The sequence below is a fragment of the Chloroflexota bacterium genome, from assembly GCA_016875535.1.
Classification (GTDB): Bacteria; Chloroflexota; Dehalococcoidia; order SHYB01; family SHYB01; genus VGPF01.
In genome coordinates this window covers 1-19,834 of sequence record VGPF01000046.1, presented here as the reverse complement: position 1 = coordinate 19,834, position 19,834 = coordinate 1, and the positions used below count along the sequence as shown (strand labels likewise).

The window sequence follows — 19,834 nt, the reverse complement described above, 5'->3', positions numbered from 1 at the left end:
TATGAGGCCACCAACGGTGCTATACTGGCCCCGGCAAGAGCCGGGACTCAATAAACGAGCCCTCCATCAAACCCGGGGCGGTTCAGTGTCGCTGACTCTTCAGTTGGCGCTTTAGCTACAATGCGCCTCATCACAAGGAGGTCCCATGCCCGTCTCCGGCTTTGACCATGTCGCCATGCCCACCGCCGATTGCGAGCGGTTCATCGCCTTCTATGAAAGCCTCGGCTTCACCATCATTGACCGCGATAAGTGGCGCAAGGGCAAGGCGAAGATCTTCGCCCTGCAGGTGGGCCCGAACAATAAGATCAACATCCACCCGCCGGATAAGAAGGGCCACCTGCGCGGCAAGGGAGCGGCCATCGGCTGCGGCGACCTCTGCTTCGTCTGGGACGGCGCCGTGGAAGAGGTGCTGGCGATGCTCAAGCGGGCGGGCGTCGCGCCCGTGGACGGGCCGGTCCCCCGGCCCGGAGGCCGCAAGGGCGGCACGGTGACGGGCACCAGCGTCTACATCTTCGACCCGGACGGCAACCTCATCGAGTTCATGGTCTACCCCAAATAGCCATCCGTCTGCGGCAAGGAGTGTCTCCTTAGCCTGAAGTGCAGATGCTACTGCCTGCCCGACGACACTCCTACACCCGCCTCTCCCTTGATGGGAGAGGACCCCGCGAACGCGGAAGGAGAGGGTGATTGACAGCACATGAACCTCGGTTCATAGAACCCCTGGGGCAAAGCCCGGCCGACAGATATATTTGGCAACCGGCGATATAATGCAAAGACCCCCTCCGATCCTGGAACCTCTCTCATAGGAGATCACCAACGTGCCGACACCCCTTCAACAGTGGGTAGACGAATGCGCCGCACTCACCAAGCCTGACAAGATCCACTGGTGCGACGGCTCTGACGCCGAGAACCAACAGCTCATCAAGGAGATGCTTCGCGCCGGCACCCTCCACGAACTGAACCCCCAAGCCAACCCCAACTCCTACCTCCATCGCAGCGACCCCACGGACGTCGCCCGCACGGAGCACCTCACCTTCGTCTGCACCAAGGTGAAGGACGATGCCGGCCCCAACAACAACTGGATGGACCCGGCGGAGGCCAAGGCCAAGGTCGGCGCCCTCTTCTCCGGCTCCATGAAGGGCCGCACGATGTACGTTGTCCCCTATATCCTCGGCCCCGTCACCTCGCCCTATAGCAAGATCGGCGTCGAGCTGACGGACAGCCCGTACGTCGTCGTCAACATGCGCATCATGACGCGGATGGGCAAGCCCGCCCTCGATCGCCTCGGCTCCTCCAAGGATTTCGTCCGCGGCCTCCACTCCCTGGGCGACCTGAGCCCGGAGCGGCGCTTCATCACGCACTTCCCGGAAGAGGAGCTGATCTGGTCTATCGGCTCCGGCTATGGCGGCAACGCCCTCCTGGCCAAGAAGTGCCACGCCCTGCGCATCGCCAGCTGGAAGGCGCGCAAGGAAGGCTGGCTCGCCGAGCACATGCTCGTCCTGGGCATCGAAGAGCCCAGCGGCCGCACCACCTACATCGCCGCCGCCTTCCCCAGCGCCTGCGGCAAGACCAACCTCGCCATGCTGATCCCGCCCGCAAGCCAGAAGGGCTACAAGGTCTGGACCGCTGGCGAGGATATCGCCTGGATGCATATCGGCGACGACGGCCGCCTCTACGCCATCAACCCGGAGGCCGGCTTCTTCGGCGTGGCCCCCGGCACCAACTCCCGCACGAACCCCAACGTCATGGCGACCCTGAACCGCAACTCCATCTTCACCAACGTCGCCATGACCGCCAACAGGACTCCGTACTGGGAGGGCATGGACGGCTCGCCGCCACATTCCGCCATAGACTGGCAGGGCAAGCCCTGGACGCCCCAGAGCCTCACCAAGGCGGCGCACCCCAACTCTCGATTCACGACACCAGCGCGCCAGTGCCCCACCATGTCTCCCGAATGGGAGAACCCCAACGGCGTCCCCATCTCCGCCATCCTCTTCGGCGGGCGGCGCGCCAACCTTGTTCCCCTGGTGTACCAGGCATTCAACTGGCAGCACGGCGTCTTCCTCGGCGCCACCATGGCCTCCGAGACCACGGCCGCCGCCACCGGCGCCGTCGGCGTCGTCCGAGACGACCCCATGGCGATGCTGCCTTTCTGCGGCTACCACATGGGCGATTACTTCGGCCACTGGCTCAACATCGGCAAGCGGCTGCGGCACCCGCCGGAGGTCTTCCGCGTCAACTGGTTCCGCATGAACGACCAGGGCAAGTACCTCTGGCCCGGCTTCGGCGAGAACCTGCGCGTCCTGCGCTGGGTTATCGGCCGCGTCCACGGCGAAGTGACGGCCGACCAGACGCCCATCGGCTACCTGCCCAAGCCCTCCAGCCTGGACATCACGGGCCTGGACGTCAGCCCCGATACCCTGCGTGAACTCCTGGCGGTGGACAGGGCCGGCTGGCTCAAGGCCGTCGAAGGGCAAAAGAAGCTCTTCACCGGCTTCGGCGAGCGCGTCCCCAAGGCCATGTGGCAGGAGAGCCTGGCCCTCAAGGCCCGGCTCGAATCGAGCGAGAAGACGCCCGCCCACGCCTAGCGCGACTTCCATACGACCAGAAGAAACGGGAGGGTCGGCGACCCTCCCGTTTCTGTTTCCATGCCCGCGACCGTTATAATTTCTCCGTATGTCCCTCTCCTTCTCCACGATCCTCTTTGACCTGGACGATACCCTCGCCGATACCCTGCGCGCGAGGGAGGCGGCGCTGCACCGTGCCCTCGTCCACTCGGGCATCACCTCGCCCACGGCAGAGGAGTTCATCAAGGGCCTGCGCGGCGGCCAGCTCCGCCACTCCCTCCAGGCCCTGGGCGTCTCCGCCGGGCTGGACCACAGCCTCTTCGATCAGTACGTCAGCGCCTACTGGCTCCAAGCGCCGGGGAACGTCGTCCTCTTTGCAGGCGTCTTGGAGACGTTGCAGACGCTTCACGGGCGCGGCGTCCGCATGGGCGTTGTCACCCAGAAGGAGCGTCTGCTGGACAACGGCGGACGCGCGGCGGGAGCGGCCCAAGAGCTCGCCGATATGGGCGTCCGCGACCTCTTCTCCATCGTCGTCGGCTATGAGGACGTGGCGAACCACAAGCCGCATCCGGAGCCGGTGCTGCTGGCCCTGCGGCAGCTCGGCGCGGACCCCCGCGAAACCCTCGTCGTCGGCGATAGCTTCGCGGATATCGAATCGGCGCGGGCGGCGAACTGCTGGAGCTGCCTCGCCACCTGGGGCCACGAGCCCGGCGCCGCCATCGCGCACCTGCGCGCCGATTACGTCGCCCGCCAGCCCGCATCGCTCCTGGAGCTGCGACGCCCATGAGCCGCGCCAACCTCCTGGAGCTTTCGCTTCCCCAGCTCACGGCCTTCCTGGCGGAGCTTGGCGAACCGCCCTACCGCGCGCGCCAGGTCTGGTCGTGGCTCTACAAACGCAACGCCGCAACCATCGAGGCGATGACCGACCTCCCCGCGCACCTTCGCGCGCGCCTGGCGGAGCGAGCGGAGATACGACTGCCCGCCGCCGTCCGCGAGGTGAAATCGGACGACGGCCTGACGCGAAAAGTCCTGCTGAAGCTGGACGACGGCAATGTCATCGAATCGGTGCTGATGCTCTACGACCTCACGGCGGAGAGCCGCGAGCGCCGCACCGTCTGCGTCTCCACCCAGGCGGGCTGCGCCGTCGGCTGTCCCTTCTGCGCCACCGGGCAGATGGGCTTCGTGCGCAACCTCACCTCGGGGGAGATCGTCGCCCAAGTCCTCTACTTCGCCCGCCAGCTCTTGGCCGACCAACAGCCGAAAAGCACATCTTCCCCCTTGGCGGGAGAAAAGACGAAAGAGGGCGAAAGCACGCTCCCCATAACCAACTCCAAAAGCCTCTCTCCCTCGATGGGAGAGAATAAAAGAGAGGGTGAACAGGCCCTCCCTGTCACCAACATCGTCTTCATGGGCATGGGCGAGCCGCTCTTGAACTACGCCAACCTGTGGCAGGCCATCGAGCGCCTCCACGACCCGCAGGGCATCGCACTCGGCGCGCGCCGCATGACCATCTCTACCTCCGGCATCGTGCCGGGCATCCTCGCCCTCGCCAAGGAAAAGCTCCAGGTGAACCTGGCCGTCAGCCTTCACGCCCCCAACGACAAACTCCGCGACGTCATGGTCCCCATCAACAAAAAGTACCCCATCGCCGACCTGATGACGGCCTGCCGCGCCTATATCGAAGCCACCAAGCGCCGCATCACCTTCGAGTACGTCCTCAACAACAACGTCAACGATTCGCCCGAGCTGGCCCGGGAGCTCGGCGAGCTGCTACGCGGCATGCTCTGCCACGTGAACCTGATCCCGGTGAACTCCACCGACGCCTCATTCTCCCGCCCCAAGCGCGATGCCGTCATCGCCTTCCAGCGCATCGTGGAGGGCTACGGCATCGCCACCACCGTCCGCGTGGAGAAGGGCGTCGAGATACGCGCCGCCTGCGGCCAGCTCAGCACCAAACACCGGGAGAAAGAGCGCGTCCCCGCCGCCTTTTAGGGCGCTCCCATGGCAATCCTCTCCGGCGAAAACCTAGCCGTCGCCTACGGCCATCGCGAGATCTTCTCCGGCCTCGATTGTGAGATTGCCGAAGGGGCGCGCATCGGCATCGTCGGCCCCAACGGGAGCGGCAAGACCTCGCTCCTGCGGCTCATCGCGGGCGCTCAGGAGCCGGATGGCGGCGCCATCCACCACAGCAAGGGACTGCGCATCGGCTATGTGCCCCAAGCGCCGCCCCTTACCACCACCGGCACCCTCTACGAAGAGATCCTCTCCGCGTTTGCCGGCCTTCAAGCCCTTGAGCAGCAGATCGAAGAGGCCGCCGCCGAAATGGCGAACGGCTCCGCCGAGGCGGGACGCCGCCACGCCGACCTGCTCCACGCCTTCGAAAGTCGCGGCGGCTATGACTACCACAGCGCCGTGGAGCGCACCGCCGCGGGCCTGGGGCTGACCCGCGATGCCCTCAACACCCCGGCCGCCCTGGCTAGCGGCGGCGAGCGGACCCGCGCCGCCATGGCCAAGGCGCTCCTTGCCGACCCTGATCTTCTGGTCTTGGATGAGCCCACCAACCACCTGGACCTGGCAGGCCTCGCCTGGCTGGAGCGCTTCCTCGGCAAGTTCAGCCACGCCTTCATCGTCGTCTCCCACGATCGGTACTTCCTGGACAAAGTCGTCACCGAGATATGGGACCTAAGCCACGGCAGGCTGAGGTCATATCCGGGCAACTACACCAAGTACCGCATCCTGAGGGAAGAGGCGGAGGCCTTCCAGCAGAAGCAGTACGAGCAGCAGCAGGAGTTCATCGCGAAGGAGGAAGAGTTCATCCGCCGCTACCGCGCGGGGCAGAAGGCCGCCCAGGCGATGGGCAGGCTCACGCGCCTCAACCGCCTCGAGCGCCTGAAGGGCGCGGCGGCGGAGCGCCGCGTCGCACTCCCCTCCGCCTCCGCATCGCGCACCGGGCAGGCCGTGGTGCGCGCCAAAAACCTCAAGGTGGGCTTTGCCGCCGATGGCGAGCCGGTGACGCTCTTCGCCGTGCCCGACCTCATCGTGGAACGCGGCGCGCGCATCGCCATCCTGGGCGGAAACGGCGCCGGCAAGACCACGCTTATCAAAACGCTCTTCGGCGAGCAGCCGCCCCTGGCCGGCGACGTGACCCTGGGCGTCAACGTCAAGCCGGGTTATTTCCGCCAAAAGCTGGAAGACCTGCCCGAAAGCCTCTCGGTGCTGGACGCCTTCTTGGAGGCCAAACAGATGCAGCATGAAGAGGCGCGGCGCTACCTTGGACGCTTCCTCTTCCAGCGCGATGAGACGGAAAAGCGCGTGGGCGACCTCAGCGGCGGCCAGCGAAGCCGCCTCGCCCTGGCGCGGCTCCTCATCACCAAGCCCAATGTGCTTGTCCTTGATGAGCCGACGAACCACCTGGACATCCCCAGCCGTGACGCGCTCGAGGACGTGCTGACAGACTATGACGGCACGCTCCTCCTTGTCTCCCACGACCGCCGGTTCATCTCGCTTCTGGCCCAACAGCTCTGGCTCGTGGAAAAAGGCTCCATGCGCCTCTACCAAGGGACTTTTGACGAGTGGTTGGAAGAGCAGGAGAAGGCCGCACAAGCTTCTCCGCCAAAGCCGAAGGCGAAAGAGGCGCCGAAGCCGCCCGTGGCGAGAAAGAAGGCCAAGGGGCCAAAACCGCCGGAGACTGAAGAGGTCATCGCAGAGCTGGAGCGCAAGCTGAAAGAGCTTGACGCTCAGCTGGACAGCGCGACGGAACGGCGCGACCTCGCCGCCATCGCCCGCCTGGGCGCGGAGCATACGGCTACCCAGGAGCTGCTGGAAAAGACCTGGGCCGAGTGGGCGGGCTAGCGGCGGCACAGAGCCTGCACCCACGGCCCATGCCCGCGTTACAGCCGCCTGCCCGCAAGCCCCTGGAGCCCGGCGATTCTCCGTCCTTCGTAGACCACGTGGAGAAGGACGATGCCGCTAACGAGCGCCGCGAAGAAGCACCAGACGGAGATGAAGGCATAGCCCCGCACCCAATTGGCGATGAAGGCGGAAAAGAGGAGCGCGCCGCCAAGGACGTTCACCATCCGGTAGCTGGAGAAGAGACAGCTCACGCAGGTTGCCACCAGGTAGAAGGCGAGCACAAGCGAGGGGTTGGGATACGGCACGTCATAGGCGATGCTGTGGTTTTCGATGCGCGATGCGACAGGCCCCCGCGCGAGGTAGAAGAGGAGGTAGGCGCCGACGGCAACGCCCATCAGCACAAAGCCGCCAAGGGCCTGCCTGCGAAGGGGGTTCCTTTCGATCAGCGCGACAGCCAGGGGGACGAAGACCGGCCAAAGGACGAGGGCGAAGGAGAGAAAGGCATGGGTGGCTGCCCTGTTCAACGAGGGGGAGTCAAAGGAGCTCCAGACCGCACCTTCGAGGATCTGCTGAACGCTTAGGAGCAGCGGCGTGCTGGCAAGGGGAAGCTCCGCCTTCCCCTTGGCCTTGCTCAGCGTCAGCGCCCCAACCACCACAAGGGAGCCGCCCGCCGCGAAGCTCGCCGTCGCCGAATAGCACATCCCTAGCTACCCTTCATCCGCACGCAGCGCACGGCCCATTTCAGCTGCTGAGAGAGACCGCCTCTCTATGCTGGTCACCCTTCATCTTACCAGGCGCCGATCCGTTCAGTGCTCTCAGTGTTCTCAGTGGATACGCTCTGCCCGCTGCCCCTCTACTAATCTTCTTCATCTGTGTTATCTGTGGATGAAACCTCTTCACTTCCCCAAAAACTCCCGCACGATGCGCTCGAACTCCTCCGGCTTGTTCTGGTGCAGGCCGTGGCTCGCGCCCTTCACCTGCACCAGTCGCGCCTTCGGGTTCATCGCCGCCATCTTCTGCGCCGTCCCGATGGGCAGGTCCGGGCCGTGCTCGCACTGCACCACCAGCGTCGGGCAGGCGATGCGCGCGAACTGCTCCCACACGTAGGGCGCCTCCTGGCGCACCGACGATTCGTAGATCCAGGAGGTCTCCGGGTCGTTCTTCCAGATATACTGGCCCACCCAGTTTTTGCGGAGGATGTTCGCCGCCACCTGCCGGTAGAAATCGTCGCCGTGCCCCGGGTTCCCCTTCTTCAGGTAGTCGATCGCCGCCTGCTCGCCGGGGAAGCTCTTGGGCCGCTGGGGCAGCCGCGCGATGAAGGCGCTCGTCACCTTCTCCGGGATCTCCGGCCCGCCGTCCAGCAGGATGAGCTTCGCCACATCGCCCGGATACTGCCCCGCGAAGGCGATGCTGTTCCGCGCCCCCAGGGAGTTGCCGATGCAGATGACGGGCGCGACGCCCAGGCCCGCGACGAAGCCGTGGAGGTCGGCGGCGAAGGCCGTCACCGGGTAGCCCTCCCGGGCGTGGTCGCTATCGCCGTGGCCCCGCTGGTCCAGGGCGACGACGCGGTGATCGCCGCGCATCCGCTCGGCGAAGGGCGCCCAGTTCTGGGAGTTCCCGCCGAAGCCGTGGACGAGCAGGATCGTCTGCTTGCCGCCGCCTCCCCAATCGAGGTAGTGGAGCTTGAGGCCGTTGACGGTGAGGGATTTGGCGAGGGGAGGTTGGGGCATATGTCCTTTGCGTGAAGCGTTCTACGCTTTTTGTCCTACCTTATACAGCCTCCGCGCCGTCTCCGAAACGATCTTCCGCGTCACCTCAGGGCTGATCCCCGTGAACAGCTCCCCGATCTTCTTCCGCGAATGCGGGAAGGTGCTGTCCGGGTGCGGGTAGTCGCTCGCCCACATGACGTTGTCCACGCCGATGTAGTCCAGCAGCTTCATTCCCAGCTTGTCCTCCTCGAAGGTGGCGTAGACCTGCCGTGCGAAGGTCACGCTCGGCAGCTCCTTGATGCGGTAGTCCCTGGTGTTCGGCCCGTGGTTGTGGAACTCGTGGTCCAGGCGCTCCTTCACGTAGGGGATCCACCCCAGGCCCGATTCGCCCAGCACCAGCTTCATCTTCGGGTGCCGCTCCAGCGCCCCGGAGAAAATCAGCGCCGCCAGCACCTCGTCCATCTGCATGGGCGAGACGGCCGCGAAGGCCGCCATGTGCCACGAGGCGGGCTTCGCCTGCACCATGTGCGTCCCACCGCCCAGGTGGACGCTCAGCGCGACACCCGTCTCCTCCGCCGCCTTCCACAGCACGTCCCACTGGGCGTCATAGAGCGGGTCTACTGTCTCGAAGAAGCTGGAGATGGCGCCCCGGTGGCCCAGCTTGGCCACGCGCCTCAGCTCGGCGGCGGACGCCGTCGGCGAGTGCATCGGCAGATAGGCCAGGAGGCAGAGGCGGTCCGGCTCGATGCCGTTAAACTCCGCCGCCCAGGTGTTGTAGACCTCCAGGCAGGCCGCCTTCATCTCCGCATTCTTGATCTTCAGGCCGGTCGGCGGGCCGTAGATGACGTGGGCGTAGACGCCGTCGCGGTCCATATCCTGCAGGCGCAGCTTGGCGTTCGAGGGGCGAAAGCCGTCGTCGGGGATCCCGGCGCGCACGATGGCGCTGGGGTACGAGCGGTCCTTCGGGAAGCCGCTGGAGCCGATCACCTCTCCCTCGTACATCCAGAAGTTCCCGTTCGCCTGGGCCACCACCTTCGGCCCCTTCTCGCGCAGGTGCGCCGGCAACCGCTCCGACCAGAGCATGGGCGGCAGCGCAATCATATCCATATGGTCGTCCGCCGAGATAATCTTATAATCCAGCATCGCTCTCCTCCTCTAATCTCCTGCTTTCCCCCTACCGATTGGGGGAAAGTTCCCCTTCCCTCGCAGGGAAGGGGTTAGGTCGCATGAATCTTTCTTTTGCTCTTTCCGTGCCCTCAGTGGATATCCTCCCCCTCTTCCCTGCTCCTTGCTCCTATCCCAGCCTCGGGTACAGATCCTTCGCATTCGCCGCCAATATCCGCGCCTTCGCCTCTTTCTTCATCCCCTTATTCTCCACCACTTCCTTCACCGAGTTCGGGAAGCGACAGTCAAAGTGCGGATAGTCGGAAGCATAGACCAAATGCCGGTCGCCCATCACCTCAACAACGTCCGTCAGCATCGCCTCGTCCGGCTCGAAGGAGATGAAGCACTTGCCGGTGGTGAAGACCTCGCTCGGCCTCCGCTTCAGCATCGGCACGAAGTGCGGCATCTCCTCGAAGTGCTCGTCGAGCCGCTCCAGCCAGAAGGGCAGCCAACCGCAGCCCGATTCTAAAAAGACGAAGGGCAGCCTTGGATACATATCGGCGATACCGCCGCCGATCACCGTCGCCGCGGCGCGCATCTGCTCGTAGAGGAAGACGGAGGCGTGCTGCTGGAACCAGTTGCCGCCCATCTCGTGGACGCCCAGCCCCCAGGGAGGCAATCCCGCGCTCCCGTGGTGGACGGTCACGGCCAGCCCAGCCTCCTGCGCCGCCTGCCAGTAGGGATACCAGGCCGGCGTGTCCAGCTGCTTGCCCTCCATGTGCGTCTGCGTATAGAGGCCCACCGCCGTCCTGTCCCCGGTGACGCGCTTGATCTCCGCGACCCCGTCCTCAACGTCCCGCTGGGAGAACATCGCCACATACTTGAGGCGCTTGGGGTTCGCGCCGCAGTAGTCGCCCATCAGGCGGTTGTACGCCCGGTAGAGCGCCGACTCCAGCTCCGTGGAATCGAGCGCGCAAAAGCCGATCATCGAGCTGGGGAACGTCACGGATGCGTCTATCCCCTCATCGTCCATATCCAGCATGCGCCCCTTCGCGTCCAGCGTATCGAAGACGGCGCGCGTCCCCGGCTTGCGGCCCTCGCCGCGCTCCGGGCGCTCGGGCCCCGCGGGGCCGCCGCCCAGCGCCTGCACCCGGTCCAGCGCCTTCTCCTTGGAGCGGTGCGTCCAGAGCCGCGACGTGACCATCTTCCCCGTCGCCGGATCTATGCTCAGGCGCATCATCTCCGCAAAGTCGTTCTTGTACCGCGACTCCAGGTAGTCATCGCGGAGCCGCTCGAAGAACTCCCTCGACTCGAAGATATGCCCGTCGGCGTCTATGACATCAAAGCCAAATCGTCCCATGATTATCCCAGCCTCGGATACAGCCGCCGCGCATTCTCCCCCAACAGCTTCCGCTTGCTGCTCTCCGGAATATCCTTCCGCTCCGTCACCGCCCGCACCGAGTCGGGGAACTTCCCATCGAAGTGCGGGTAGTCCGAGGCGAAGACGATGCGGTCGTCGCCGACGTGCTTGATGGTGTACGGCAGCATGCGCTCCCCTGGCTCGAAGGAGATGTAACAGCCGCCCTTCGTGAAGACCACCCCGGGCTTATGTTTCAAGAGCGGCACCGAGTTCGGCATCAGCGCGAAGTGCTCGTCCAGGCGGTCCAGCCAGTAAGGGAGCCAGCCGCACCCCGCTTCGAGATAGGCCACCTGCAGCTTCGGGAACTTCTCAAAGATGCCCCCGCCGATCATCGTGCAGATCGCTCGCATCTGCTCGAATGGATTGCTGGAGGCGTGCTGCAAAAACCAGTTCTCGTTCATCTCAAAGACGCCCACGCCAAAGGGCGGCAGGCCCGCGCTGGCATGGTGGACGGCGATGGGCAGATTGTGCTTCAGCGCCGCCTCCCATATCGGGTAGAAGTGCGGCTGGTCGAGCTGCCTCTCGCCCATGTGCGTCTGGCAGTAGACGCCCACCACCACGTTGTCCTTCGCCGTCCGCTCGATCTCCGCCACCGCCTTGCCGATGTCCCTTAGCGAGACGACGGCCACATACTTCAGCCGCCGCGAATCGGCGTTGCAATAGTCGGCCAGCCACCGGTTGTAGGCCTCATAGATGGAGGCCTCCAGCCCGGTATCGCCCAGGGCGCAGAAGGAGGCCAGGGAGCTTGGGTAGATCACCGAGATGTCTATCCCTTCCCTGTCCATATCCCGCAGCCGTCCGATGGGGTCCAGCGGCGCCTTGGCCGCCTCCGTCCCCGGCTTCAGGCCGCCGCCGCGGAAGTCAATCGCCGTGGCCGTGCCCGGCCCCATGGGGCGGCTCCAGCCCAGCACGCGCTCCCGGCCCTCCACCGCCCAGATATTGACTGTGGGCACCTCGCCGCCGCGCCTCCAGGCCGCGCGCGCCTTCGCCAGCAGCGCCTTGAAGGCGGCGGCATACTGCGGCGCCATATAGCGCTCGGTGAAGAGGTCGTAGAGGCGGTTCGTCTCGAAGACATGCCCGTCCGCATCGATCACGGTGAAGCCGGATACAGCCACGATGCACCTCTGCGGCCCTGGGGTGTGGCCGGAATATAGCACAGGCGCACAGGGGGGTCTACGGAAGCGGTTGCGGCGTAATACACTACGCTCCTGCGTCCCTGTCTTCCTATATTCCCTGCTCCGTTTACCCTTGCATTTACCTTGACACCCCAGGGGCACGGTTGTAGAGTATTCCCTGCCCCTCGGACTACTGGGCCTAGCTGCGCGCCCAGTTTTTTCGTGCCCGGCGACTCTGAGAAAGGATGACGCCCGCGTATGAAGATCATCGTGTTTGCCAAGCAGGTCATGGACCCCGAGACGCCTCGGGCCAACTTCAAGATAGACCCGGCCACCAACAAGCCGGTCCCCGTTCCCAACGTCGCCCCCGTCGTCAACGGCTTCGATGAGAACGCCGTCGAAGCGGCCCTCCGCCTCAAGGAGCGCCACGGCGGCACCGTCACCGTCATCTCCCTCGGCAAGAACCTCGTCCTCGATGTCATCAAGAAGCCCCTCTCCATGGGCGCCGACGAGCTCATCCTCCTCCAGGACGACGCCTTCGAAGAGGGGGACGCCTACTCCATCGCCCACGCCCTCTCCCAGGCCGTCAAGAAGGTCGGCGAGTTCGACCTGATCATCTGCGGCCGCCAGGCCTCCGATACCGACCGCGGCCTCGTCGGCCCGGCCGTCGCCGAGATGCTCGGCCTGCCCTGCGTCACCCTCGGCAAGAGCGTGGACGTCGCCGAGAAGAAGGTGATCGTGGAGCGCGTCCGCACCGATGGCAGCGAAGTGGTGGAGACCACAACGCCCGCCCTCATCACCGTCAGCAACGAGCTCGGCGAGCCGCGCTACCCCACGCTTCGCGGCATCATGCAGGCCGGCCGCAAGCAGCCCAAGGTCTGGACGGCCGCCGATATCGGCGCCGATGCCGCCAAGCTGGGCGCCAAGGGCCGCGTCACCGATACGGCCAAGACCTTCATCCCCGTGACCGAGAAGGTCTGCGAATTCATCGAGGGCGAGAACGCCGCCGATGCCGGCAAGAAGCTGGCCCTGAAACTGCGCGAGGCGAAACTGATCTAGTTCACCCTCTCTTCTCGGGCTGCGCTCGAGTTCCTCTCCCATCAAGGGCGAGGCGACAGGAAGCGGCACTAAAGAAAAAGGAACCGAACAGCGCCCCCTCCTCCTCTCTCCCCAGGATTCCGGCATACCGGAGTCCGACGCGGGAGAGAATAGAAGAGAGGGGGCTCCGGAGAAGATTTAGCAAATCCGTAGGGGCGGCCCGTCAGGGATGGCAAAGCCAGGGCTGAGCCCCGCCCTATAAGAGGAGAAAGACATGTCGAACCAAGGCGTACTGGTTATCGCGGAGACGAAGGACGGCAAACTGGCAGGCGTCACGAAAGAGGCCCTGGCCATCGGCGCCAAGCTCGCCCACGGCGGCGTCGGCGGCAAGGTCAGCGCCCTCGCCATCGGCACGGGGACGGACGCCATCGCCAAGGAGCTCATCGCCCACGGCGCAAGCGACGTCTACACCTTCGAGAATGCCGACCTGGCCAAGTACCAGCCGGACGCCTATGTCCAGGTGGCCGAAAAGGCCATCGCCACCGTCCATCCCAAGGTCGTCCTCATGGGCCAGACCGATTCCGGCCGCGACCTCCTGCCCAAGCTGGGCCTCAAACACCACGGCTCCGTCACCCCCGATTGCGTGGAGCTCGGTTTCGCCGACGGCAAGCTCACCTCCGCCAAGCCCGTCTATGGCGGCAACGCCCGCTCCATCTTCGCCTCCGGCGCAGCCATGCATTTCGCCGCCATCCGCGCCAAGGCCTTCGAGGCCGCCCCGCGCAACGATGGCCACCAGGGCGCCGTCCACAAGCTGGACGTCCACCTGGACCAGGCCAAGGTCAAGGTGAAGGTCACGGAGGTCAAGAAGCAGGAGTCCACCGGCATCCGCCTGGAGGATGCGGCGGTCGTCGTCTCCGGAGGCCGGGGCCTCGGCGGCCCCGAGCCCTTCAAGAAGCTGGAAGAGCTTGCCAAGATCCTGGGCGGCGCAGTGGGCGCAAGCCGCGCCGTCTGCGATGCCGGCTGGCTGCCCGCCACCTTCCAGGTGGGACTCACGGGCAAGACCGTCACCCCGGACCTCTACATCGCCGTCGCCATCTCGGGCGCCAGCCAGCACATGGCCGGCTGCTCCGGCGCCAAGACCATCATCGCCATCAACAAGGACAAGGACAGCAATATCTTCAAGGAGTCCCGCTACGGCGTCGTCGGCGATTGGAACGAGGTCCTTCCCTCGTTCATCGAGATGTGCCGGGAGCTCCGCGGCTCGTAGGAGTCATAGCTCACCCTCTCCTCTCGGCTCCGGCAGACCGGAGTCGAGTTCCTCTCCCGTCAAGGGCGAGGGGTGAGTTGAGCTGGAGCTAAGCGAATCAATAGTCCCCTCCCCCTTCTCTCCCCAGGCTTCCGAGCCGGGTGCGGGAGAGAATACAAGAGAGAGGGAGTAGAATGACGGTACAAGGGCGGAATCCTTTGACTCTCGGTGGAACTGGGGGATTATGGACGGCAACTTCCGCATAGACCTCGACGAGATCTTCAGCAACATCAAGTCGGCTGAAGTCCTCTGCCTGCATTTCCCCCTGCTCCGTAAGACCCTCATCTTCGACATGCGGTACGACGTGGAGGACCCGCCCGTTGTGAAGATCCTGCCCATGGCCAAGTCCGCGGAGGAGCGCTTCAAGAGCATCCGCCGCCTGCGCCCGCGCTTCCCCCAGCCGGAGAAGGCGGCCATCATCCCCTGGCCCAAGTACGTGGACAGCCTCCTGCGGCTCGGCGTCTGGGAAAAGCTCATCGAGCGCCTCACCGCCTCGGGCCACATCGGCGCCGTCTCCGCCTGCGACGCCGCCCTCAAGCAGCTCCGCGCCCTGGAGGCGGCCGAGCTGGCCTCCGCCATCACCGGCAACCAGTACCACACCATCTGGGAAAGCCCAAGACCGAAGCGGTAGGGGCTTTGTCCCAAAAGGTCGATTGAATTGTAGTTGTGCCCCCTCACCTCTCCCTCGACGGGGCGAGGGATGAGGTGTGACTCAGCACCAACTTCCACTTTCGAGGCAAGACCTTACATCAGGGTCTCCGTAGTTATACTTCGGTCCATCTTTTTGCCCCTTTCACGGTCCATACTCTGGTTTGATCGGTTGCGAGCGTTGCGTGGGCGGTCCGGTTTTTTGTTCAGGCTTTCCGTTTATCGCAGGCATGAGTCATTCGTCTCGGGCCGAGACTGCGAGGCTCTAACGCGCCAGGAATCGGGAGGGCGGCTGCTCCACCCTCTCTATCCTTGCGCTGCACGCCCTGGCAGGAGCCAGAGCTCGCCCACGGTGTCCCGAGCCGACGCGGCCCCGAAGCTACGGATGGAGCCGCAACGGTCAGGGCGCTCTTTCGAGCATGCACGGCGACTCGCGTCAGCCGGTCAACCTCGCATGTGAGCTATTGTTTTTTCACTTTCGCTTCCGGACCACGTTCGTGCACCTCATCTGTTCCGCACTTATCGTCCGCACCGAATCCGCCCACGCAACGATTTGGTTGCCCTTGCCATCACGAACCAGGGCGGCCGACCCTGGTCGCGGGGCAAAAAGAAAGGGAGGCGTCCCGACAAGCCGGAGGCGCACGCGCGCGTCCCCGACGATCGGTCCGCCTCCCCGGCTCTCTGTCCTGGCGAAGGCCTACATAGAAATGCATATCACATCATTTAGCATGATGTCAATAGCCGAAAGTGATTCCCAGGACGTTTCACATCCCGAACCGGGGGGCGCGTGCTCCGGTGCGACACTCGGAGTGAGGGCACGTGCCCCGCGCCCCTACACCGCCACGGCGTGCTGGGCGGCGCTGGCCGCGATGATCTTCTGCGCCAGGTGCGCAGGCACCGGCTCATAGTGGTCGAAGGCCATGGCGTAGACGCCCCGGCCCTGGGTCATGGAGCGCAGGGTGATGGCGTACTTCTGCATCTCCGCCAGGGGCGCCATCGCCTCGACCGTCGTATAGCCGCCCTCGGGGTTCATCCCCAGGACGCGCCCGCGCTTCGCGTTCAGGTCGCCCATCACGTCCCCGGTGGCGCTGTCCGGCACCGTGATCTTGAAGCTCATGATCGGCTCCAGGATCACCGGCGTCGCCTGCTGGATGCCCTTCTTGAGGCACTGGATGGCAGCGATCTGGAAGGCCATGCCCGATGAGTCCACCGGGTGCGACGAGCCGTCCGTGAGGACGACCTTCACGTCCACGATGGGATTGCCCGAAAGGGGCCCCTGGTGGACGGCCTCCATCACGCCCTTTTCCACCGCCGGGATGAACTCCTTGGGCACCGAGCCGCCGACGACTTTCACCTCGAAGGCGACGCCTGCGCCCCGGGGCTGCGGCTCGATCTCGAGGACGACGTGGCCGTACTGCCCGTGGCCTCCCGATTGCTTCCTGTGCCGGTACTCGGCCACGGTTTTGGAGGCGATGGACTCCCGGTACGGCACCCGCGGCACCGAGGTGAGGACGTCCACGCCGAACTTGCGCTTGAGCTTCTTCACCGCCACGTCTATATGGGCGTCTCCCTGGCTCCCCAGCACCGATTCGCCCGTCGCCGGGTCGCGGCTGAAGTGGAGGCTCGGGTCCTCCTCGACGAGCCGCGTGACGGCGGCGCCCATCTTGTCCATATCGGCCTTGGTCTTGGGGGCGATGGCGACGCTATAGATGGCCCCGGGGAAGGGCGGCATGGGGACCGCCACAGGCGATTCCCGGGCGCAGAGGGTCTCGCCGGTGCTGGTGTGCTGGAGCTTGGGTATCGCGCCGATGTCCCCCGCGCTCAGCTGGGCGATGGGCTCCTGGTGCTTGCCGCGCATGATGAACACCTGGCCGATGCGCTCCTGCTGGCCCTTGGCGGCATTCCACACCTGGGAATCGCTCTTCAGCACGCCGCTCACCACGCGCACATAGGAGAGCTTGCCCACATACGGGTCGGCGCTGGTCTTGAAGACGAGGGCCGCCGCCGGTCCCGACTTGGGCGATAAGGCGGCCTTCTTCCCGGAGCTTTCGACCTCCACGGCGGGACGCTCACCCGGCGACGGGGCGAACTTCCCCAGGAAATCGAGGGCCTCCCTGACGCCGATCTCCTTCAATGCCGCCGTGACCAGCACCGGGCAGAGCGTGCCCTTCAGGAGGCCGAGCTTCACGCCCCTCTGCAGGTCCTCCTGCTCCAGGCCGCCCTTCTCCAGGTACTTCTCCGTCAGGGCGTCGTCGGCTTCGGCGGCCACCTCGGTAAGCGCGTCGCGGAACTCGGCGAAGCGGGGGTCTTTCCCCAGGTCGGCCGGGTTGAGGAGGTTGGTGACGCCGCTGAAGGACTGCACCGCGCCCTGGGGGAGAAAGACGGGAACGCACTGGCGGCCCAGGCGGCTCTGGATGGCGGTCAGCGTGCGGAAGAAGTCGGCGTTCTCACGATCCATCTTGTTGACGACGATGAGCCGGGGGAGACCTGCGGCTTCGGCCTTCTTCCAGAAGGCCTCGGTGCCGACCTCGACGCCGTCCACGGCGCTGACGACGATGGCGGCGCAATCGGCGGCGGCGATGCCGGAATGGGCGTCGCCGGAGAAATCGGCGTAGCCGGGGACGTCTATGAGGTTGAGCTTGACGCCGGCCACCTCACAAGGAGCGATGGCGAGGCTGACGCTGGTGCGCCGCTCGATCTCTTCCTGCTCGTAGTCGGCGGTGGTGGTGCCCTCTTCCACGCGGCCCATGCGGGAGATGACGCCGGAGGTGTGGAGCATGGCCTCGGCGAGCGTCGTCTTCCCGGCACCGCCGTGAGAGAGCAGGACGACATTCCTGATGGCATCGGTTGCGTAAACCTGCATAGCGGTACGCCTCCTTCCAGGAATCGGGAGAGGGATTGTAGCCCTCCGGGCAGAAGGGTTCAAGATGAAGGGGAATTACGTCGTTTTGCGACAGGGGAGGGGAACCTAACCCCTAACCCCTTCCCTGAGAGTGGTTCCGGCAGACCGGAATCTTCGAAAGGGGCATTTCGCTTGTGTGGGCGGAGGCGTTCGCAATAGCCAGAGAGGCAATTAGCTGAACTTGCAGAGGAAACTGCAATAAATGGCGAAGCGTCTCGCACATCCTTGGACGAGAAGCAAGAGGAAGAGGGGACGACCTACCCCCTAACCCCCTCCCTGAGAGTGGTTCCGGCAGACCGGAATCTTCGAAAGGGGCATTTCGCTTGTGTGGGCGGAGGCGTTCGCAATAACCAAGGGGGCCTACGATGAAAGTGGGAGGGGGCTGACAGGTGGTAGGCTTATGCGCACGATGCGAAGGGCAAGTTTGAGGAAAGTCGTCTGGGGGTTGCTGTTGGCGCTGGGGATCGTCTTCCTGGGGGGCGATAGCCTCTTTGCCGGGGACGCCATCCTACAGACCTCGAAGCGGCACACGTTCGATGTGCCGGGGTGGGAGATCGAAAACTTCCCGAGGAAGTGGCTGCACCTGGCGGCGGAGTTTGGGCGGACCGGAGAGACGGAGGCATCACGCATCGCGAAGGTGAAGTCGTACTTCGCGCTGACGGAGCGCATCAACGAGGTGGAGTTCCGGCTGAACCAGGCGAAGGCGGGCTTCTTCAAGGATGAGGATGTCGTCGCGCTGGAGGCCGAGCTGAAGGAGAAGCGACGCCGACAGGGGAAGTTGGTGGCGGATGTGGAGGAGACGCTGGAGGGGATGCTCACGAAGGAGCTGAAGGAGGCGAAGGTCTATCGCAATTTCCTGTGGACGCGCCTCTTTTGGCCGCCGGTGGATATCCGCCTGGAGACGCTGCCGAAGACGCTGGTGGTTTCGCGCCGGGACCGCATCGAGCTGGTGAAGACGCGCCTGCTGGACCCGCATATCTCGTTCGAGGAGATGGAGGCGCTGGAGGCGAAGCTCGACCGCCGGAACGTCTCGACGCTGGTGGAAAACATCGGCGGCGTGGCGACGTACCCGGCCTTCGTGAGCGGCGACTATTCGCTGCGGCAGGCGCTGACCACCGCGGCCCACGAGTGGACGCACCACTATCTCTTCTACCATCCCCTAGGGCGCGCCTATTGGGACTCGGGGGAGCTGACCACGATCAATGAGACGGTGGCGGACATCGTGGGGCGGGAGATCGGGCGTGCGGTCTACAAGCGCTACTTCGCGACGCCGGAGGAGATTCGCCAGATGGAGATGGAGGACCTGGAGCGCGCGAGGCCGCCTGCGACGCCGGACCCGAACGTCTTCGACTTCCGGTCGGCGATGCAGGAGACGCGGCTGACGGCGGAGCGTCTCCTGGGGGAGGGGAAGATCGAGGAGGCAGAGGCATACATGGAGGGGCGGCGGGAGCTCTTCGCGCAGCACGGGTATTTCTTCCGGAAGCTGAACCAAGCGTACTTCGCCTTCCACGGCAGCTATGCCGATTCGCCCGGGTCGGTGAGCCCGATCGGCGGGCAGCTGGCGGCGGTGCGCAAGGGCTACGACGACGTGGGCGGCTTCCTGCGCCATGTGGCGGACTACACGAAGGCGCGGCAGCTGGAGCGGGACTCGGGGGAGGGAGGATAAGGAGGGGAGCGAGGGGGCAGCGTTGCAGCTGTATGCATCGAGATTGAAGACTACGACCGAGAATCGAGAGACACCCACACAACCTTGGAATGCAGCCACCGCCAGAATCTTACGTACAATGGGTCGAGCGAAATGCCGAATCGGCCTGTCCAAATTGAAGTGGGTCAGTACAGTTTTTGTCTTTGATCCAGATGATAAGTTTGTTACCACCTTTCAGCCAGGACTTAACGGGGTTCATCACCTCCTGGACACTGGTAACCTAGGAGGAGGTGATTGAACGTGTCTATTGATAACATTAAGACGTTAATAAAGGATTTCGTTGAAGTCCGAATTCCAGTTGAGGTTTTGACCTGCCCCCAGACTTTGTACCACTCGCTATGTTAGTCCGGCGGAACTGCTGAACGCCAGTCGTGGCAACATCGCCTCAGGCGCTGGCGGGCGGTAGCCGAGGGCGCTGTGGGGCCGGACCTCGTTGTAGATTCGCCTCCACTGTCCGAGGAGCACCTC

The 19,834-nt window shown here is 64.8% G+C and carries 16 protein-coding genes; 9 read left to right on the top strand and 7 right to left on the bottom strand.

The genetic code is table 11. From position 1 onward, the window contains the following. Positions 1-145: 145 nt before the first annotated feature. The 5 genes from FJ039_10860 to FJ039_10840 all read left to right on the top strand — a co-directional run bounded on the left by FJ039_10860 (position 146) and on the right by FJ039_10840 (position 6,419). A complete protein-coding gene (locus FJ039_10860; GenBank protein ID MBM4406655.1) occupies positions 146-559 on the top strand; it encodes a VOC family protein in 414 nt (137 codons plus the stop codon). 250 nt (positions 560-809) lie between these two features. Further along, positions 810-2,588: a phosphoenolpyruvate carboxykinase (GTP) gene (locus tag FJ039_10855; protein ID MBM4406654.1), complete on the top strand. Its 1,779-nt coding sequence runs from the start codon at positions 810-812 to the stop codon at positions 2,586-2,588. Positions 2,589-2,676: 88 nt separating this feature from the next. Further along, entirely contained in the window at positions 2,677-3,354 is a 678-nt protein-coding gene (locus tag FJ039_10850) for an HAD-IA family hydrolase (GenBank protein MBM4406653.1), read from the top strand. Beyond that, positions 3,351-4,559 carry a 23S rRNA (adenine(2503)-C(2))-methyltransferase RlmN gene (locus tag FJ039_10845; GenBank protein MBM4406652.1) on the top strand — a complete coding sequence of 403 codons (1,209 nt, stop codon included), beginning with the start codon at positions 3,351-3,353 and terminating at the stop codon, positions 4,557-4,559. The genes FJ039_10850 and FJ039_10845 overlap by 4 nt, the downstream gene beginning before the upstream one ends. 9 nt (positions 4,560-4,568) lie before the next feature. Next, the gene (locus tag FJ039_10840) at positions 4,569-6,419 is read left to right on the top strand and encodes an ATP-binding cassette domain-containing protein (GenBank protein MBM4406651.1); all 1,851 of its coding nucleotides are present in this window, start codon (positions 4,569-4,571) and stop codon (positions 6,417-6,419) included. Positions 6,420-6,457: 38 nt separating this feature from the next. On the opposite strand, the gene FJ039_10835 is transcribed toward FJ039_10840, so the two are convergent. The 5 genes from FJ039_10835 to FJ039_10815 form a co-directional block, all read right to left on the bottom strand. Next, the gene (locus FJ039_10835) at positions 6,458-7,120 is read right to left on the bottom strand and encodes a hypothetical protein (protein MBM4406650.1); all 663 of its coding nucleotides are present in this window, start codon (positions 7,118-7,120) and stop codon (positions 6,458-6,460) included. 195 nt (positions 7,121-7,315) lie between these two features. Next, positions 7,316-8,149 (bottom strand): alpha/beta hydrolase, encoded by an 834-nt coding sequence (locus FJ039_10830; protein MBM4406649.1) that lies wholly within the window; start codon positions 8,147-8,149, stop codon positions 7,316-7,318. A 21-nt stretch (positions 8,150-8,170) separates the two neighbouring features. Continuing rightward, a complete protein-coding gene (locus tag FJ039_10825) occupies positions 8,171-9,271 on the bottom strand; it encodes an amidohydrolase (protein ID MBM4406648.1) in 1,101 nt (366 codons plus the stop codon). 151 nt (positions 9,272-9,422) lie between these two features. Beyond that, positions 9,423-10,592, bottom strand: a complete 1,170-nt coding sequence (locus tag FJ039_10820) for an amidohydrolase (protein MBM4406647.1) — start codon at positions 10,590-10,592, stop codon at positions 9,423-9,425. Positions 10,593-10,594: 2 nt separating this feature from the next. After that, positions 10,595-11,767, bottom strand: coding sequence for an amidohydrolase (locus tag FJ039_10815; protein ID MBM4406646.1), 1,173 nt, complete (start codon positions 11,765-11,767; stop codon positions 10,595-10,597). Between the two features lie 258 nt (positions 11,768-12,025). Here FJ039_10815 and FJ039_10810 point away from each other — a divergent pair, with 258 nt between their 5' ends. The 3 genes from FJ039_10810 to FJ039_10800 all read left to right on the top strand — a co-directional run bounded on the left by FJ039_10810 (position 12,026) and on the right by FJ039_10800 (position 14,742). Next, positions 12,026-12,826 carry an electron transfer flavoprotein subunit beta/FixA family protein gene (locus tag FJ039_10810; GenBank protein ID MBM4406645.1) on the top strand — a complete coding sequence of 267 codons (801 nt, stop codon included), beginning with the start codon at positions 12,026-12,028 and terminating at the stop codon, positions 12,824-12,826. A gap of 253 nt (positions 12,827-13,079) precedes the next feature. Continuing rightward, complete coding sequence (locus FJ039_10805) at positions 13,080-14,072, top strand: electron transfer flavoprotein subunit alpha/FixB family protein (GenBank protein MBM4406644.1); 993 nt, start codon at positions 13,080-13,082, stop codon at positions 14,070-14,072. Positions 14,073-14,295: 223 nt separating this feature from the next. Beyond that, positions 14,296-14,742 carry a hypothetical protein gene (locus FJ039_10800; GenBank protein MBM4406643.1) on the top strand — a complete coding sequence of 149 codons (447 nt, stop codon included), beginning with the start codon at positions 14,296-14,298 and terminating at the stop codon, positions 14,740-14,742. An 849-nt stretch (positions 14,743-15,591) separates the two neighbouring features. On the opposite strand, the gene FJ039_10795 is transcribed toward FJ039_10800, so the two are convergent. Beyond that, positions 15,592-17,622: an elongation factor G gene (locus tag FJ039_10795; protein MBM4406642.1), complete on the bottom strand. Its 2,031-nt coding sequence runs from the start codon at positions 17,620-17,622 to the stop codon at positions 15,592-15,594. Between the two features lie 439 nt (positions 17,623-18,061). Here FJ039_10795 and FJ039_10790 point away from each other — a divergent pair, with 439 nt between their 5' ends. Beyond that, positions 18,062-19,327 carry a hypothetical protein gene (locus FJ039_10790; protein ID MBM4406641.1) on the top strand — a complete coding sequence of 422 codons (1,266 nt, stop codon included), beginning with the start codon at positions 18,062-18,064 and terminating at the stop codon, positions 19,325-19,327. Positions 19,328-19,702: 375 nt separating this feature from the next. Here FJ039_10790 and FJ039_10785 read toward each other — a convergent pair. Then, a partial coding sequence (locus FJ039_10785) for a transposase (protein MBM4406640.1) occupies positions 19,703-19,834 on the bottom strand: 132 nt, incomplete at its 5' end.

Coding starts and splice junctions, on each gene's coding strand:
- FJ039_10795 (MBM4406642.1), bottom strand. CDS start 17,622: ATGCAGGTTTACGCAACCGATGCCATCAGGAATGTCGTCCTGCTCTCT.
- FJ039_10860 (MBM4406655.1), top strand. CDS start 146: ATGCCCGTCTCCGGCTTTGACCATGTCGCCATGCCCACCGCCGATTGC.
- FJ039_10850 (MBM4406653.1), top strand. CDS start 2,677: ATGTCCCTCTCCTTCTCCACGATCCTCTTTGACCTGGACGATACCCTC.
- FJ039_10820 (MBM4406647.1), bottom strand. CDS start 10,592: ATGGGACGATTTGGCTTTGATGTCATAGACGCCGACGGGCATATCTTC.
- FJ039_10830 (MBM4406649.1), bottom strand. CDS start 8,149: ATGCCCCAACCTCCCCTCGCCAAATCCCTCACCGTCAACGGCCTCAAG.
- FJ039_10800 (MBM4406643.1), top strand. CDS start 14,296: ATGGACGGCAACTTCCGCATAGACCTCGACGAGATCTTCAGCAACATC.
- FJ039_10825 (MBM4406648.1), bottom strand. CDS start 9,271: ATGCTGGATTATAAGATTATCTCGGCGGACGACCATATGGATATGATT.
- FJ039_10805 (MBM4406644.1), top strand. CDS start 13,080: ATGTCGAACCAAGGCGTACTGGTTATCGCGGAGACGAAGGACGGCAAA.
- FJ039_10840 (MBM4406651.1), top strand. CDS start 4,569: ATGGCAATCCTCTCCGGCGAAAACCTAGCCGTCGCCTACGGCCATCGC.
- FJ039_10845 (MBM4406652.1), top strand. CDS start 3,351: ATGAGCCGCGCCAACCTCCTGGAGCTTTCGCTTCCCCAGCTCACGGCC.
- FJ039_10835 (MBM4406650.1), bottom strand. CDS start 7,120: ATGTGCTATTCGGCGACGGCGAGCTTCGCGGCGGGCGGCTCCCTTGTG.
- FJ039_10810 (MBM4406645.1), top strand. CDS start 12,026: ATGAAGATCATCGTGTTTGCCAAGCAGGTCATGGACCCCGAGACGCCT.
- FJ039_10790 (MBM4406641.1), top strand. CDS start 18,062: ATGCGCACGATGCGAAGGGCAAGTTTGAGGAAAGTCGTCTGGGGGTTG.